The 15,722-nt window shown below is 49.6% G+C and carries 21 protein-coding genes and 1 other annotated feature; of the genes, 1 reads left to right on the top strand and 20 read right to left on the bottom strand.

The window, feature by feature from the left end:
* Positions 1-25 precede the first annotated feature (25 nt).
* On the bottom strand, positions 26-1,024 hold the full coding sequence (ruvB, locus tag HU147_RS08475; RefSeq protein ID WP_224075839.1) for a Holliday junction branch migration DNA helicase RuvB: 999 nt from the start codon (positions 1,022-1,024) through the stop codon (positions 26-28).
* A gap of 19 nt (positions 1,025-1,043) precedes the next feature.
* Positions 1,044-1,640: a Holliday junction branch migration protein RuvA gene (gene ruvA / locus HU147_RS08470; RefSeq protein WP_224075838.1), complete on the bottom strand. Its 597-nt coding sequence runs from the start codon at positions 1,638-1,640 to the stop codon at positions 1,044-1,046.
* A gap of 123 nt (positions 1,641-1,763) precedes the next feature.
* On the opposite strand from ruvA, the gene HU147_RS08465 reads away from it, so the two are divergent.
* Positions 1,764-2,297, top strand: a complete 534-nt coding sequence (locus HU147_RS08465; protein WP_224075837.1) for a transcription repressor NadR — start codon at positions 1,764-1,766, stop codon at positions 2,295-2,297.
* 356 nt (positions 2,298-2,653) lie between these two features.
* On the opposite strand, the gene pheA is transcribed toward HU147_RS08465, so the two are convergent.
* The 18 genes from pheA to HU147_RS08380 all read right to left on the bottom strand — a co-directional run bounded on the left by pheA (position 2,654) and on the right by HU147_RS08380 (position 15,722).
* Entirely contained in the window at positions 2,654-3,526 is an 873-nt protein-coding gene (pheA, locus tag HU147_RS08460; protein WP_224075836.1) for a prephenate dehydratase, read from the bottom strand.
* 14 nt (positions 3,527-3,540) lie between these two features.
* The gene (locus tag HU147_RS08455) at positions 3,541-3,993 is read right to left on the bottom strand and encodes an ACT domain-containing protein (protein ID WP_263427789.1); all 453 of its coding nucleotides are present in this window, start codon (positions 3,991-3,993) and stop codon (positions 3,541-3,543) included.
* A gap of 54 nt (positions 3,994-4,047) precedes the next feature.
* Positions 4,048-5,337: a GTPase ObgE gene (gene obgE, locus HU147_RS08450; protein WP_036806233.1), complete on the bottom strand. Its 1,290-nt coding sequence runs from the start codon at positions 5,335-5,337 to the stop codon at positions 4,048-4,050.
* 1 nt (position 5,338) lies between these two features.
* Entirely contained in the window at positions 5,339-5,470 is a 132-nt protein-coding gene (locus HU147_RS19420) for a hypothetical protein (RefSeq protein WP_263427788.1), read from the bottom strand.
* A gap of 10 nt (positions 5,471-5,480) precedes the next feature.
* Positions 5,481-5,855 carry a Spo0B domain-containing protein gene (locus tag HU147_RS08445; protein WP_224075835.1) on the bottom strand — a complete coding sequence of 125 codons (375 nt, stop codon included), beginning with the start codon at positions 5,853-5,855 and terminating at the stop codon, positions 5,481-5,483.
* Positions 5,856-5,957: 102 nt separating this feature from the next.
* Positions 5,958-6,248, bottom strand: coding sequence for a 50S ribosomal protein L27 (gene rpmA / locus HU147_RS08440; protein WP_036806229.1), 291 nt, complete (start codon positions 6,246-6,248; stop codon positions 5,958-5,960).
* Between the two features lie 13 nt (positions 6,249-6,261).
* Entirely contained in the window at positions 6,262-6,591 is a 330-nt protein-coding gene (locus HU147_RS08435) for a ribosomal-processing cysteine protease Prp (protein ID WP_224075834.1), read from the bottom strand.
* A 3-nt stretch (positions 6,592-6,594) separates the two neighbouring features.
* The gene (gene rplU / locus HU147_RS08430) at positions 6,595-6,903 is read right to left on the bottom strand and encodes a 50S ribosomal protein L21 (protein WP_224075833.1); all 309 of its coding nucleotides are present in this window, start codon (positions 6,901-6,903) and stop codon (positions 6,595-6,597) included.
* 14 nt (positions 6,904-6,917) lie between these two features.
* Positions 6,918-7,000: a sequence feature (ribosomal protein L21 leader region), on the bottom strand.
* 351 nt (positions 7,001-7,351) lie between these two features.
* Entirely contained in the window at positions 7,352-8,155 is an 804-nt protein-coding gene (minD, locus tag HU147_RS08425) for a septum site-determining protein MinD (RefSeq protein ID WP_224075832.1), read from the bottom strand.
* A 1-nt stretch (position 8,156) separates the two neighbouring features.
* A complete protein-coding gene (minC, locus tag HU147_RS08420; protein ID WP_224075831.1) occupies positions 8,157-8,870 on the bottom strand; it encodes a septum site-determining protein MinC in 714 nt (237 codons plus the stop codon).
* 51 nt (positions 8,871-8,921) lie between these two features.
* The gene (gene mreD / locus HU147_RS08415; protein WP_224075830.1) at positions 8,922-9,467 is read right to left on the bottom strand and encodes a rod shape-determining protein MreD; all 546 of its coding nucleotides are present in this window, start codon (positions 9,465-9,467) and stop codon (positions 8,922-8,924) included.
* On the bottom strand, positions 9,464-10,348 hold the full coding sequence (gene mreC / locus HU147_RS08410) for a rod shape-determining protein MreC (RefSeq protein WP_224075829.1): 885 nt from the start codon (positions 10,346-10,348) through the stop codon (positions 9,464-9,466). The genes mreD and mreC overlap by 4 nt, the downstream gene beginning before the upstream one ends.
* 14 nt (positions 10,349-10,362) lie before the next feature.
* The gene (locus tag HU147_RS08405) at positions 10,363-11,391 is read right to left on the bottom strand and encodes a rod shape-determining protein (protein ID WP_224075828.1); all 1,029 of its coding nucleotides are present in this window, start codon (positions 11,389-11,391) and stop codon (positions 10,363-10,365) included.
* 214 nt (positions 11,392-11,605) lie between these two features.
* A complete protein-coding gene (gene radC / locus HU147_RS08400; RefSeq protein WP_440137294.1) occupies positions 11,606-12,298 on the bottom strand; it encodes a RadC family protein in 693 nt (230 codons plus the stop codon).
* The gene (locus tag HU147_RS08395) at positions 12,288-12,899 is read right to left on the bottom strand and encodes a Maf family protein (RefSeq protein ID WP_224075826.1); all 612 of its coding nucleotides are present in this window, start codon (positions 12,897-12,899) and stop codon (positions 12,288-12,290) included. Before HU147_RS08395 ends, radC begins: the two co-directional genes overlap by 11 nt.
* Before the next feature lie 399 nt (positions 12,900-13,298).
* Positions 13,299-14,054, bottom strand: coding sequence for a prepilin peptidase (locus tag HU147_RS08390; protein WP_224075825.1), 756 nt, complete (start codon positions 14,052-14,054; stop codon positions 13,299-13,301).
* A 76-nt stretch (positions 14,055-14,130) separates the two neighbouring features.
* Positions 14,131-14,904: a pilus assembly protein PilO gene (locus HU147_RS08385; RefSeq protein WP_224075824.1), complete on the bottom strand. Its 774-nt coding sequence runs from the start codon at positions 14,902-14,904 to the stop codon at positions 14,131-14,133.
* On the bottom strand, positions 14,901-15,722 hold the full coding sequence (locus tag HU147_RS08380) for a fimbrial assembly protein (protein ID WP_224075823.1): 822 nt from the start codon (positions 15,720-15,722) through the stop codon (positions 14,901-14,903). Before HU147_RS08380 ends, HU147_RS08385 begins: the two co-directional genes overlap by 4 nt.

The raw sequence follows: 15,722 nt of genomic DNA, 5'->3' as shown, positions 1-15,722 counted from the left end.
TTTTCAAAACTTCCTTCATTTAGAATCATTCAGGCATTTCCATCTGGAAATGCTCATAAGCAAGCCGTGTAACAATGCGCCCTCTTGGCGTGCGCTGGATAAAGCCGATCTGCAGCAAATACGGCTCATAGACGTCTTCAATCGTCGTCGACTCTTCGCCGATGCTTGCAGCAATCGTATCCAGGCCGACCGGGCCGCCGCGGAAACGCTGGATCATGCCCATTATCAATTTATGGTCGATATGATCCAGGCCGAGCGGGTCGACCTGCAGCATTTCAAGCGCCTGGGAGGCCATGTCTTCTGTAATCGTGCCGTTGCCGCGTACTTGTGCATAATCGCGCACCCGTTTTAACAAACGGTTCGCAATACGCGGGGTCCCACGGCTTCGCCGAGCGATTTCAACCGCTGCATTCGGCGCAATATCTGCTTCGAACAATTTCGAACTGCGTACGACGATATCCGTCAGCGATTCGGTGTCGTAATAGTCGAGTCGTGCATGCACGCCGAAACGGTCCCGCAGCGGTGCCGACAAGGCGCCTGCACGCGTAGTGGCACCAATCAGCGTGAACGGCGGCAAATCAAGCCGCACCGAGCGCGCAGTAGGCCCTTTGCCGACCACGATATCCAGGCAGAAATCTTCCATTGCCGGATACAGCACTTCTTCAATCGAGCGGTTGAGCCGGTGGATTTCGTCGATAAAAAGCACATCCCCCGGTTCAAGCGACGATACGACGGCCGCTAAATCGCCCGGGCGTTCGATTGCCGGTCCGCTCGTCATTTTCACATTTACTGCCATTTCATTGGCGATGACGGCTGCCAATGTCGTTTTTCCGAGTCCAGGAGGCCCGTACAAAAGTACATGGTCCAAGCTCTCCTCGCGCATTTTCGCCGCTTCGATGAAAATTTCCAAATTGTGCTTCACTTTTTGCTGGCCGATATACTGCGCCAAATACTGCGGGCGCAGCGACTGCTCAAAGCGCTCATCAAATTCGGAAACTTCGCCTCCGATTACCCGTTCTTCCATGCCGTCCGCCTCCTTTTCATCAGTTTTGTTTCAATAATAATTGCAGCGCTTTTTTCATATAGCCTTCTGTGTTCAAATCCAGGTCTTTCAGCTTCGGCTTCACTTTCGCAATTTCGCGTTCGGAATAGCCGAGTGCCCCAAGTGCGAGCATCGCCTCTTCCAGCTCCACATCGTCATGCGCCAAAAAACTGTGTGACACGTCGCTTTCAAACGGCTCGCCGAAGAATTCGGTCAGTTTGCCTTTCAAGTCGAGAATCATCTGGCGCGCCGTCTTTTTGCCGACGCCCGGGAATTTCACGAGATACGACTCGTCTTCCCGTTCGATCGCTTCAATGACGTGCTGCGGCTGGCCGCTTGCTAAGATCGCGAGCGCCCCTTTTGGCCCGATGCCGGATACCGAAATCAGCTTGCGGAACAATTCCCGCTGCTCGAGTGTCGGAAAACCGAACAATAAATGCGCATCTTCCCTGACGTGGTAATGCACAAACACTTGCAGTTCCTCCGTTCCGAACGAATACGGATTCGGCGCGAAAATCTGCCAGCCAATCCCTTGCTGCTCCACTACTAAGTATTCCGGGGTCACGCGTGTGACAACCCCTTTTATGTAATCGTACATGTACGTCGCCCTCCAATTTAACTTATTGATTATAGCATATTTGTTCCCCTTTTACGAAATAAACCCGCTATGAAAATAGCCGTGTTAAAATAGAATTACCATTTAAGAAAGCTGGGATTCCCTATGACAAAATTATACGGCGAACAGCGCCGGCAAATCTTGCTCGAAAAATTGAAAACCTCAAACGAACCGTTGACCGGCGGCGAACTGGCGAGCTTCGCCGGCGTCTCCCGCCAAGTCATCGTCAGCGACATGACGCTCCTAAAAGCGCGGAACGAACCGATCATCGCGACTAGCCAAGGCTACCTTTATATGCGGGAGCGCGGAACGGAAACCATTAGCCGCCGCATCGCCTGCCGCCACCAGCCGGAAGACACCGAACGCGAATTAAAGATTCTGGTGGCTGCGGGCGTCACCGTCAAAGACGTATCGGTTGAACACCCGGTATATGGTGAACTGACAGCAGGCATCCACGTGTCGAATGCCGCAGAAGTCGAAGCGTTCATGCAGCGCGTCCGCGAAACCGGCGCGAGCTATCTATCGGAGCTCACCGACGGCACGCATCTGCACACCATCACCGCACCAAACGTCGCCATGCTGGAAAGCGCGATTGCCGCTATGCGCGAGCACGGCTTTTTGTTAGTAGATAACGAATAAGGAATGGCGAAAATCCGGAAACCCGTTTGGCGGTTTCCGGGTTTTTGTTTTGTGTGCACTTGTTGGAATTTGTGTGCGTTCAGAAAGTCTTCTGTGCGTTCAGCATATTCCGGACACTTTTTCGCCTTCACCACCACGGCCAAACCCTTTGAATGGATGCTTTTCGCAAGCGAAAAGCGAAACGGCCAACCAGAAGACAACTTCCCATAAAGTTTATTTGCGTTCATGGCGATTTATTTGCGCTCAACGGAATTTATTTGCGTTTAAAACTTTTTATTTGCGTTCAGCACAGGTTTATTTGCGTTCAGCATTTTTCGACAAAAAATCCCCGCAGCACAATCGCTGCGGGGATTTCTTTATGCCTGGTTGCGGTACGTGAAGTACGAACCGAGCGTTTTGACTTCACAGCCGATGGCGGCCAGTTCTTCGAACGCGCCGCGCATCATTGTGGCGCTTTCGTCTTCCAAGACATCGATGATAAAGAAGTAATTGCCGAGGCCGGTCTTTAACGGACGCGATTCGATTTTGCTCAAGTTGAGCTGGCGCCAAGCGAATACCGACAGCACCTGGTGCAGGACACCCGAGCGGTCGTCTTTTGGCGGCGAAATCATCAGCGTCGTTTTGATCTGGCCTTCGTGCCCTGTAACTTCCAGTTTATGATCGGTTTTGGACAGCACGAAAAAGCGTGTGTGGTTAAAATGGAAATCATGGATATCACGGTGCAGAATCGTCAAGCCGTATTTCTGCGCCGAGAATTCATTGCCAATGGCCGCAATCGGGCGCTCGGGCAGTTCCGACACCATTTTCGCAGCAGCCGACGTCGAGCTGTATTGCTCGAGCGGCGTGTTTTTATATGTATAATATAAAAATTTATGGCTTTGGGCCAATGCTTGCGGATGCGAATAAATCGCTTCGAACGAATCGGCGTCTGCATTGTCCGGGTGCACCAGAAAATGCTGGCCAATCGGCGAAAGGACTTCAGCCGTTACGTATAATTGAGCTTCATGGAACAGGTAGTCGACCGTCAGCGAAACCGATCCTTCCAACGCATTTTCCAGCGGCACGACAGCGTAATCGACGCTGCCTTCTGCCACTGCTTCAATGCATTCAGGAATCGTTGCAAACGGGACCTGCTGGCCATCCGGGAAAACCCGGAGCGCCGCCAAATGCGTAAACGACGCTTCCGGCCCTAAAAATGAAATTCGGTTTTTTGCAGTTTGTCCAGCCATCCAACCACTCCTCTTTATGATGATCCACTTGATACAATATCAGCCGACTCGACAAAATCGAGTTTCTTCAGCTGTTGCAGAAAAGCATCCAGTTCCATCTCCATCGCCGTCACGTCCAGCGACAGCGTCACATTGGCGCGCCCCTGGATCGGAATCGTCTGGTGGATGGTCAGGATATTGCAGCGGGCTTCCGCCACCGTATGAAGAAGCATCGCAAGCGTCCCGGAACGGTCCTCCAATTGAAGGAACACCGTCAGGATCCGCTCGCGCACGATTGAATGGAATGGAAATACCGCATCCCGATATTTATAAAACGCCGAGCGAGATAAGCCGGTTTTATTGACCGCATCCAAAATCGACATGCGGTCGCGCTGCAGCAGCCGTTTGACTTCCAGCGTCTTCTGCATCGCTTCGGTCAAAACATCCTCGCGCACTAAATAAAACCGTTGTTCCGATATATCCTTCATTCCTCAACCCTCCAAATAAAGTGCAACTAAAACCGGTAAGGGAGAAATCCCTTATCAGTCCATAAATTCGAATTCGAACTCAAGCAAACGGACCGTGTCGCCGTTTTCAGCACCGCGTTCGCGCAGCGCGTCGTCAATGCCCATGCCGCGCATCTGGCGGGCAAATCGGCGAATCGAGTCTTCTCTTGAGAAATCGGTCATTTTGAACAAACGCTCAATGGCATAGCCCGACAAAACATACGCGCCGTCCGGATCGCGTGTAATATCGAAGCCGTCTGCCTCTGATTCGTGCTTGTACAGAACGGTGCTTTCTGATTCATCCGCCTCTTCGTCGATCAATGGGAATTCTTCTGTGACTTCCAATAGATCGGCGATAGCGTGCAATAAGCTCGACAAACCTTTGCGGCTCAGCGCAGAAATCGGGAAAATGCGGGCATCTTCCGGCAATTTTTCACGGAACTTCGCCAGGTTTTCTTCCGCATCCGGCATATCCATTTTGTTGGCGACAATCAATTGCGGACGTTCCGTCAAACGCATATTGTATTGCTGCAATTCTTCATTGATGGTTACGTAATCCTCATAAGGATCGCGGCCTTCCATTGCGGACATATCGATGACATGCACGATGACGCGCGTACGTTCGATGTGGCGCAGGAATTGGTGGCCTAAGCCGACGCCTTGGTGTGCGCCTTCAATCAATCCCGGAAGATCGGCCATAACGAAGCTGCGGTGGTCTTCTGTTTCAACCATGCCGAGGTTCGGCACGATTGTCGTGAAGTGGTATTCCGCAATTTTCGGTTTTGCTGCAGAAACAACGGACAACAGCGTCGATTTTCCGACACTTGGAAATCCGACAAGTCCGGCATCCGCCAATACTTTCAATTCCAAGGTTACATTGCGTTCATAGCCCGGTTCGCCTTTTTCAGACAGTTCCGGTGCCGGGTTTGCAGGCGTCGCGAAACGGGAGTTTCCTCTGCCTCCGCGGCCGCCTTTTGCGATGACCGCTGTTTGGCCGTGTTCCACCAAATCCGCAATCGTTTCGCCGGTATCGATGTCTTTAACGACAGTGCCCGGCGGAACTTTGATGAATGTATCTTCGGCTTTCGCGCCGTGCTTATTGGAGCTCATGCCGTGTGTTCCACGGTCAGCTTTAAAGATCCGTTTGTAGCGGAAATCCATCAATGTGCGCAGACCTTCTTCAACGATGAAGACGATGTCGCCGCCTTTGCCGCCGTCGCCGCCCGCAGGACCGCCATTTGGTACATATTTTTCGCGGCGGAACGCAACCATACCGTCCCCGCCGTCGCCACCTCTAACATAAACTTTTACGTGATCGACAAACATATTATCCCTCCATCTGTGCGCGTACCGTGACCCGTAAGCCATCCGGACCGCACTCTTTTACAGCGTATAAATTTGAAACTTCCGGAATCTCAAGATCCGTCCAGTTTCCGTTCAAAGCTAATTCCATCGTCAAAGACTCGCCTTCATTTTTCAAAAGGATCTGTCCTGCGTACTCGGCATACGGATCCAGCTTCGGCTCTACGGTATGCACGAATTGTTCCATCACAGCCAAAAACGCCGCATCTTTTTTCCGTGATCCCTTTTGTCGCCAGGCACTCCACTCGAAAATGAAATTCCGGGTGCTGCCATTTTGAGAGCAGCAGCCACTCCTCAGTCATCGGCATTTTCAAGCCGGACAACCGGCTCAGATGCATAGCCGCTTCGGCATGCGAGCGAATAATCGCTTGGGCCTCTTCCTGCCGTCCCAGATCCAAATACATATTGATCAATTGCAATTCATTCAAGAAGTCATGGCGCGCATGCCGAAGCGATTGTGCCACCGTTTTCGTCTCTTTCATAAGTCACGTCCCGTTTTAGCTTCTTTTATTAGTATAACAAGATTCCGCGGGAATTTCTTGAAAAAGAAAAAGGGCTGCAAGCGCAGCCCTTTTCGTTTTGTATTAAGCTTCTTGTGCTACTGGGTATACGCTCACTTTTTTCTTGTCGCGTCCGTAACGTTCGAAACGTACGATTCCGTCAACTTTAGCAAAAAGTGTGTCGTCTCCACCGCGTCCTACGTTTTCACCAGGGTAAATTTTAGTACCGCGTTGACGGTATAAAATTGAGCCGCCAGAAACGAGTTGGCCGTCTGCACGTTTTGCGCCAAGGCGTTTAGATTCTGAGTCACGTCCGTTTCTCGTTGAACCTACACCTTTTTTGGATGCAAAAAACTGAAGATCTAATCTTAACATTCTGTTCCACCTCCTAAGCTGTGAAGGTTATTTTAATATATTGCCCATAATCTTGTTCAATCGTTTTTAAGGAAACGATCATCGCACGCACGAGCAATTGAACTTGCTCTTCTGTCTTCTCATCAAGGCGATCGGGAAACACAACTTTTAAATAGCCGCTGCTTTCCTGCTGGATTTGGGGTTCGATTTTCGTCAGCTCCATAATGGCATTCACCGCTCCAAAGGAGACAGCGGACGCTCCAGCACATACGAGGTCTTGCCCGTGTTCAGCAAAATCCGCGTGGCCTGACATTTCGAATGACAAAATGCGGTCAGATGTTTCTTTTACGTTTACTCGTATCATGTCTTACAGGTTGATCGCGTCGACAGTCAATTTCGTGTATGGCTGACGATGACCTTGTTTTTTGTGATAGTTCTTTTTCGCTTTGTATTTGAAGACAGTGATTTTCTTTTGTTTGCCGTGTTTTGCAACTTTAGCAGTTACAGTAGCACCTTCAACGAAAGGAACACCAACTTTAGTGTCTTCTCCACCTACGAATAAAACTTTGTCAAATGTGATGACGTCACCAGCTTCTCCGTTCAATTTCTCAACGTAGATCTCTTGGCCCGCTTCAACTTTGATTTGTTTACCACCAGTTTCAATAATTGCGTACATATCCTTGCACCTCCTCTTAGACTAAGACTCGCCTATTCAGGTGATCTGCATTGCTGCTGATTCTTACGTAACCTGATTCGAGCGGTTGTAGCACAGGTGCGCTACAAACATAACATTAAAATAATACCATGCGACAAAGGTCGCGTCAACCGATATTTGAAAGTAAGCGGCAATGTTTTGTTGCTTTAATATATTTACCCGGAAATTCCGTGAACTATTCATAGAACTGACCTGAATGCACGTAGAATTTTTCCGAGTGATCATAGAATTGCTTCGAACGCTCATAGAACTCTCCTGAGTGATCATAGAACCACTCCAAGCGCTCATAGAACTCGTTGAAGTGATCATAGAACCACTCCAAACGCTCATAGCCCCAGCATGAGTCAAATCGGCGACAGATTTCCGCCGCAAATAAAAAACCCCTGCATTTCTGCAGGGGCTCTCATTTTTATGATTTTGCGAAAATCGATTTGACTTTCGAGAAGAAGTTTTGGTTTTTCTTGTCCATCGTCATCAACGGCACAGATTCACCAAGAATCCGGCGTGCGATGTTGCGGTAGCCGATGGCGGCACGGTTTGTCGGATCCATGACAACCGGTTCGCCGCGGTTCGAGCTTGAGATGACCGATTCTTCGTCGGCTACGATGCCGAGAAGATCGATTGACAAATGCGTCGTGATTTCATTGACGTCCATCGACTCGCCGGAATTCATCAAATGCTGGCGGATGCGGTTGATGATCAATTTCGGCGGCTCAATGTTTTCTTCAAGTTCCAACAGGCCGATGATGCGGTCAGCGTCGCGGACAGCTGAAATTTCAGGCGTCGTCACGACGATTGCCTTGTCGGCGCCGGCAACGGCATTTTTATAGCCTTGCTCGATGCCTGCCGGGCAGTCGATGATGACGAAGTCATAATCTTTCTTGAGTTCCATCACCAATTCTTTCATCTGTTCAGGATTGACGTCGTTCTTGTCAGCTGTTTGCGCAGCCGGCAAAAGATACAGCATGTCATCAAAACGTTTGTCTTTGACAAGCGCCTGGTGCACTTTGCAGCGTCCTTCGAGCACATCGATCAAATCATAGATGATGCGGTTTTCAAGCCCTAAAATAACATCTAAATTGCGCAAACCGATATCCGTATCGATCAGGCAAACCTTTTTCCCTTGAAGAGCCAATGCAGTTCCGAGATTGGCGGTTGTCGTCGTCTTTCCGACGCCTCCCTTACCTGATGTAATAACTATAGCTTCTCCCACATTAGCTTCCTCCTTTAAACGTTGAAATTTCCGGCCGTAAGAACCGCAATTCCTGTAAACGATCTATGATGATGCTGCCACTCTTATGTAAATAAGCGCATTCCATTTCCGGCTGCTCCGATAATACGGTTAATTCATCCGTCATGATTTCCAGCATATCATCAATTTGCAGATGCGTCGCTTCCAGCCACGAAGCAGCAATGACTGCGTCGCGGTTGCCGTTGGCTCCTGCATGCGCGATGCCTTTCAGGCGCCCGAGCACGTAAATATTGCCGCCGGCCACGATGCGGCCGTTCGGATTAACGTCGCCTACAACTACGAGGTCGCCGTCCGCTTTGACCACTTGGCCCGAACGGACGATGCCGACGTAGGTTTCCGACTGCTGTTCCAATACCCGCTGGTTGCAATCCGCAACCGTCACGACGTCGCTTTTCACGCCCACGACCTGCAATTCGGTATTTTTTTGGGTAACTTCGGTAATTTCTTTGATCTGGGCCTCAGTGCAATACCGATTGCCCAGGGAAATCTGTACTTCTGCACTGCCTTCCAGCGCAGGGTCCGACACCTTTGCCTGCAGCTCTTTCAGCAGATCGGTGTAAGAACACTGGTCGTCGAGCTGCAGTACGAGCCCTTTGTTCGTCCCTTTGATATAGACAAGATTCTTCAAAAATGTGTCACCTGCGCTTCCATAATAATAAAAAACAGCTTCGGCCATCGGGCATCCAAGCTCCGACAGCCATCATCTTCCGCTTGAAGAGGCGGAAGTTTATTGATTGTAAAACCGTGACAAAGTCAGGCTTTTATTCTGTTCGAACGTTCTCCGGACGATAACCGACCGGAATGCCCAGCCAAGAACGATCAAAAATAATGAGTTTGCAATCATCGACGGCAGTAAGCGCATATTCAAAAACGAGCCTATTGAAACGGACGTTAAGCCGATCAATGAGAAAAACTGAAACAGCACAAATTCAAATACAGCCGTAAGCACCAATGCGCTGATTGCAGCAACGATTAAATTGCGCTCGATATTTTTCACGATGTACCCTGCAGCCACACAAAGTGCAGGATACAAAAACGAATATAGTCCAATTATATCGATGAAGAACACATCATACAAGAGCCCGAAGAATAATCCGTACAGCATTGCCCGTTTTGTGTTGTGAAAAATCGACACAAAAATTAAAAATATGATCAAAAACCGCGGCACAACGTAGTAATAGTCTCCGCCAATCGTCAAAGGTGAAAACATGCCGAATACCGGCTCCAGAAAAAACAGCGCTAGGCCGATCAGCGGAATCCAGAATCGTGTCATGATTCATCATCCTCAATCACGCCGTTGTCTTCCCCATCCACTTCCGGCAGCACGCGGTCTGCAATCACGACATGGTTCAACAACGTAAAGTCGGCAGCAGGTTTGACGTAGACAAGCTGCGTCAAGCCAAACTCATCAATGGTGATTTCGGTGATTTCCCCGATGACGATGCCTTTCGGGAAAATGCCGCCGAGCCCGCTGGACGTGACTTGCTGGCCTTTTTCAAGCTTGATGTCGGCGTCAATCCGTTTCAGGAGCAATTCGCGCCGTTCCACGTCGTAGCCTTCGATCAAACCAAAAACATTCTTTTGGCCGCCGATAACCATGGCGGAAACCCGGTAGTTCGGGTTCTGGGTCGAAATCAATTCTACTGTAGCGGTATTAGGGGTAGTTAAGGTCACTTTTCCAATGAGGCCTTGCGCCGTCATGACGGCCATGTTTTCCGACACACCGTCGTCCGTGCCTTTATTAATGATCATTTTTTCTTCCCATTGATCCGGATTCCGGGCAACTACTTGCGCCTGGATCGGGTTATAACTGCGCAAATCGGCTTCCTTGCCAACGAGTGTCTTCAACTCGGTATTTTCCGAGCGCAAGTCGGTCACTTCTGCCTGCACACTTGCAAACTCTTCTAGACGGGATTTCAAATACTTATTTTCTTCATATGTATTCAAAAGAGAATCGATATTATCAAACATTCCCGTGATGAATTGGGCTGGCACGGAAAAAACCATCTGGCCAGCGCCGACGACATCCTTGATCATTTGCTCCGGCGCCGATACATTGTCGCGGTCGCGAAGCGAAAAAGAAATTAAGGCAACAAGCAGGATAACGCCGAGCAGCAGCAAAATAAGCCGCTTGTTTGAAAAAAAGTGAAACATTGCGGCAATCCTCCTTATTTATGTGATTGCTGATATCGAAAATCTTCTATATGATCAAGCGCTTTCCCGGTCCCGATTGCAACGCAGTCGAGCGGATTTTCAGCCACAATCACTGGCATATTTGTTTCGTCTGAAATCAGTTTGTCCAGGTTTTTGAGCAAAGCTCCACCCCCGGTCAAGACAATGCCGCGCTCAATCAAATCCGCGGAGAGTTCCGGCGGCGTCGCTTCAAGCGTGGCTTTCACTGCATCCAGTATCGAAGCCACCGGTTCTTTCACGGCTTCGGCAATTTCTTCAGCACTGATTTCAATCGTTTTTGGAAAGCCCGTCAGCAAATCGCGCCCACGGATTTCCATTTTAGCATTTTTTTCTGAATCCGTAACAGTGCGTGCAGACCCAATTGTCCATTTAATCGTTTCTGCCGTGCGTTCGCCAATCGTTACATTATAAGCCTTGCGAATATAGTGGATAATGGCGACGTCCAGCGCATCGCCGGCAATTCGAACCGATTGGCTGGAGACGATGCCGCCGAGTGAAATGACGGCCACTTCAGTCGTTCCGCCACCAATATCGACGACCATACTGCCGGCAGGTTCCCAAATCGGCAAATTTGCTCCGATGGCTGCAGCAAGCGGCTCTTCAATCGTGAACGCTTCGCGCGCTCCCGCTTGCCTGGCTGCATTTTTAATGGCCCGTTTTTCGACAGACGTGATGCCAAATGGCACACAAACCATGACATTCGGCTTGCCCCATGAGCGGCCGGCCGTCTTCAGCGCGGTCTGCAAATAATGCCGGATCATCGCAGAAGTCGTCTCGAAATCTGAAATGACGCCGTCTTTCATCGGCCGTATCGCTACAATCGATGCCGGCGTACGGCCGATCATATTGCGGGCGTTTTCCCCGACGGCGACGATATCGCCCGTATTCGTATTTTTAGCGACTACAGAAGGTTCCCGCAGCACGATGCCTTGATCTTTGATGAAAACTAATGTATTGGCCGTACCTAAATCGATGCCGACATCTCTGGATCCGATTCCAAACACATCTATTCTCCCCTTCTTTAACGCTCTTTAACGGCCAATAAACCCACCTCTTAAAAAAGGTGGAATTGTATAGGGCCGCAAAGTCCGATTCAATCAACAAACAGCCTGCAGAACACTTATGCCCTGCGGATTGCGGTGTCTCTTTATAGAAAAAAAGTGATAGTGCCGATACAATAACTCTCATTATAGCGGATAAAATCCGAAAGTAACAGCCCTACATAAATCCCTTTTCATTCAAGGAAGTAAACTGATGGTCCCCGATAATGATGTGGTCCAATAGTTCAATGCCGATGATGCTGCCGGCTTCCATCAGGCGTTTTGTCACGGCAATGTCTTCCGGCGACGGCGCCGGATTTCCGGACGGGTGGTTGTGCGCACAGACGATCGACGCCGACGATCGACGCACCGCTTCCCGAAAAATTTCCCGCGGATGGACGATGCTGGCGTTCAGGCTGCCGACGAAAATGGTTTGTTTGTGCATGACTTGGTTTTTGATGTTGAGGAATAATACGACGAAATGTTCTTGTTTGAGCGAAGTCATATCCGCCATCAAATACGAGGCGGCGTCTTTCGGGGAACGGATGGTGAATTTCGTGTCGGTTTGTTTGGAGGACAAACGGCGCCCAAGTTCAACGGCTGCAAGGAGCTGCACCGCTTTGGCTTGCCCGATGCCTTTAATCGACGTCATTTCTTCGATGGTGGCATCCTTCAATCCCTGGATCTGTTCGAAATAAAGGAGGACCCGGTTCGCGAGATGCAAAACCGATTCCTGCTTTGTGCCCGTGCGGAGCAGGATCGCGATGAGCTCCTGGTTCGATAAGCTCATCGCGCCCTGGGTGACCAGCCGCTCGCGCGGACGGTCAGCAGCATGGACATCCCTGATCATTAAGGCTTGTTCAATCTGCATGGACATGGCTCCCTTCAAGCGAAATAAAACCGGAAAGCATCAATTTCTGCGTCAGGCTTGCCAGTGGAAATCCGACCACCGTATTGTAGTCGCCATCGATTTTCCGGACGAACAAACCGGACATTGTCTGGATGCCATAAGCACCCGCTTTATCGTATGGATCTTCGGTGCTGGTGTAAGCTTCAATCCATGTTTCCGGCAAGTCGTAAAACGTCACGCGGGTGATTTCCTGGAAGGTCTGCTCGCTGCCGCCTTTCACAATCGTGACAGCGGTGATGACGTCATGGGTCTCTCCGGACAGTTGGCGCAAGTAACGCTGTGCCTGTTCTTTGTTCTGCGGCTTCCTTAGGATTTCTCCGTCCAGTACGACAACGGTATCCGAACCGATGACGACGGCTTCCGGATGCTTTTTCGCCACGTCTTTCGCTTTCAGCAAAGCGCATTCGATGACATAGCCCATAGCGGTCTGGAACTTCGACGGATCCGGCTCTTCTTTGGAACTCGGCACAATTGAAAACTCGATGCCGAGGCTTTCCAGCAATTCTTTTCTGCGCGGTGATGCGGACGCCAGGATGACCGGCGCGTTGGCTTTAAATTTCATAAAACTATTCCTCCCTTTTCTAGCATCATACCGAAAATCGCCGCAGATGAAAATTGTAGACAAAAACACAAAAATAATTTTTGCCCGTGTTTCGGGATCTCAAAAATGAGATTTGAAGGATGTTTGGATTGGAAATCGCTTGGCTCCGCGGTTTGGGAAAATATTTTGAATGATGGGCAGTTGATTGATATTCCGCAAAATAGCTACGCTTGCCGCGGGCGAGCGCCGAGCCGCTTCGTCGCTTCGCTCCTGTTTCTGCATCGCTGCGCTAGCTTCGAAACATGAAAGAGCGTTGCAGGGTCTCGTCTGTCTCGCTTTCCCGCTGGCGTCTCCGCTATTTTGCTCCATATCTTTGATGAAAGAAAATGTAGCATAATAAAAAAGATGAAGCATTAAGCTTCATCCCCAGAAATTCATATACCAATTCAACAGCGCATCGCCCCAGAAATAGGTGATGACAGCGCCAAGTGCAATCGACGGTCCGAACGGTACCGGCGTTTTGCGGTCCTGATTACGGACGCGCAGTTGGACAATCCCGGCAATCGCCCCGATGAGTGATGCAAAGAACAATGTCAGCAACGTGCCGCTTGTTCCGAGCACCAAACCGATGACGAAAAACAATTTGATGTCGCCGCCGCCCATGCCGCCTTTTGAGATGACGGCAATCAATAACAGAATCCCGAACCCGACAGCCGCTCCGAGCAATGCGTCCCACCACGGATCAAGCGGGATAAACAAACGCAAAGCGAGCAGCACAATGCCGACCGGAAGCAACACTTTATCCGGAATCAGCATATACGCAATGTCCGACACGGTAATGATGACCAGCAATGAAACAAAGATCAAGGCGACAATCAGTTCCGGCTGGAAGCCCAGCTGCCAAAATGAAATGGCAAAAAGCGCTGCGGTGATCGCTTCCATCAACGGATAGACCCAGTGGATCTTCTCGCCGCACGAACGGCAGCGGCCTCTTAAGAACAGATAGGAAAATACCGGCACCAGGTCAAGCGCCGTCAATTGCCGGTCACATTTAGTGCAATGCGACGGCGGAAAGGCGATCGATTCGTTTTTCGGCACGCGCAAGCCGACGACGTTATAGAACGAACCAAACACCAGCCCGAATATGGAAAAGAATGCGGTATAAGTAATGAACATAGAAACCCTCTTCACGTTTAAGATTTTTTAAAGCAAAAAGAGAAATCACGATGATTTCTCTTTGGGTGTTTCCTTTTTACTGGCCGTCGGCAGCTGCCGATTCGCCGTCTTCAACATTGACTTCGACGTTGACATCAACATCCGTTGTGTCTTCAGGAGCAACAACTGCTTCCTCTTCCGCTAAAGCCGTGCCGTCGTTTTGCGGCAGCGGATTGACTTTTTTCGCCGGCGGCGGTGCATCCACTTTTGGAAGCGTGTCGGTCAATGCAATCAAATCCGGTCGGAAATATGCGGTAAAGCCTAATGTGACTTCAAGCTTTTCTTTTTCCGCTTCCATCGTCGTCACTTCTTCATTGGCGCTGAAGTCGATTGAATCGATGACCAAGATCCGGTCCATCGCTTCCACTTCTTTGATGAAGGTCGTGATGCCTTTATAATCTTTCGTTTCAAATGAAACGGTCGTTTTTACTTGTTGTAGATTTTCCAATCCTTCGACAGGAACTGGTAAAGTGACCGGCTCTTCAGCGATGGCAATATCGGTTACAAGCGACTTCGAAAGCAATTCAGCTTGTTCAATCTGCAGAACCAGCAATTCCGATAAGGGTTCGATTGATACTTTTTGCTGCAGTTCACTTGTGCTGATCTTCTCGCCTTCCGGCAGTTCTTTCAACTGGGTCTGAAGCGCGATCAAAACGTCACGTTCCGAGCTCAGTGTCTGTTCCGCTTGCAGGCGTGCATCTTTCGCCGGTGCATAAACCATGAAATAAGAATAAGCACCGAGCGACAATAGGAAGACAACTGCTAAAATGATCAGGCCTTTTTCTTTTTGGCTTTTCGTCAAACTGCTCATTGGCCATTCCCCTCCGTTCCTTCTGGAGTGGCTGGTGTTTCTTCGTTAACTTCAACGTCTACATTTACATCTGTATCAGTTGCTGGCGTTTCGGTTGTTCCAGCAGCCGGCGTCTCAGCCGGAGCTTCTGCTGCTGGAGTTTCAGCAGGCGGCGTTTCCGCTGCAGGTTCTGCCGGTGTTTCTACTGGCGTTTCGCCTTCCACCACTTCTGCCGGAATCCGTTCGTCAACAAAAATCAAGGTATATGTAGCAAGATAGCGTGGATTTTCGATGACTGCATCTTCATCTTCTACGACAACCACTGTTTCTCCCGCTACAGCAGCAACCGTTTCTTCTTGCAATTCTTCTTGAGATACAGAATCTAATGTCGCTGATTTAAGCAACTCAGAAGTTTTCAACTGTGCTAAATAAAACGCTGCTTCACGGGCTGTATCGAATTGAACCGTTAAAAGGGCTTGATCCAAACCAACATAAGAAAAACTGTCGAAAAATCCGCGCTGCGGCAATTTGGATACCAAATCGCTTAAGATGGGCAATGTATCAAATTGATAACTTTCCGCCCAGTCGACGGTAACTTTCAATTGCTGCTCTTCGTTCATGCCCTGCTTCGCTTCCAACTGTTCGCGGATTGCCGCTTGTTCGGCAGCCACTTGTGCGGATTGCGCATTAAGTTCGGCCTGTTCTTTTTCATTGGCACTCGCCATAAATGCAAAAACTGCCCATAGGATGACAGCCAAAAGTAATATCGCAATCGCCGCGATGAGAAAAGCGGGACGGTCCCGCTCTTTTTGCGGCAATAAGTTAATATCGACAAGCAT

It is taken from the genome of Planococcus chinensis, assembly GCF_020071995.1.
Classification (GTDB): domain Bacteria; phylum Bacillota; class Bacilli; order Bacillales_A; family Planococcaceae; genus Planococcus; species Planococcus chinensis_A.
The sequence above is the reverse complement of the archived record's forward strand: the minus strand, read 5'-3'. Positions and strand labels throughout refer to the sequence as shown.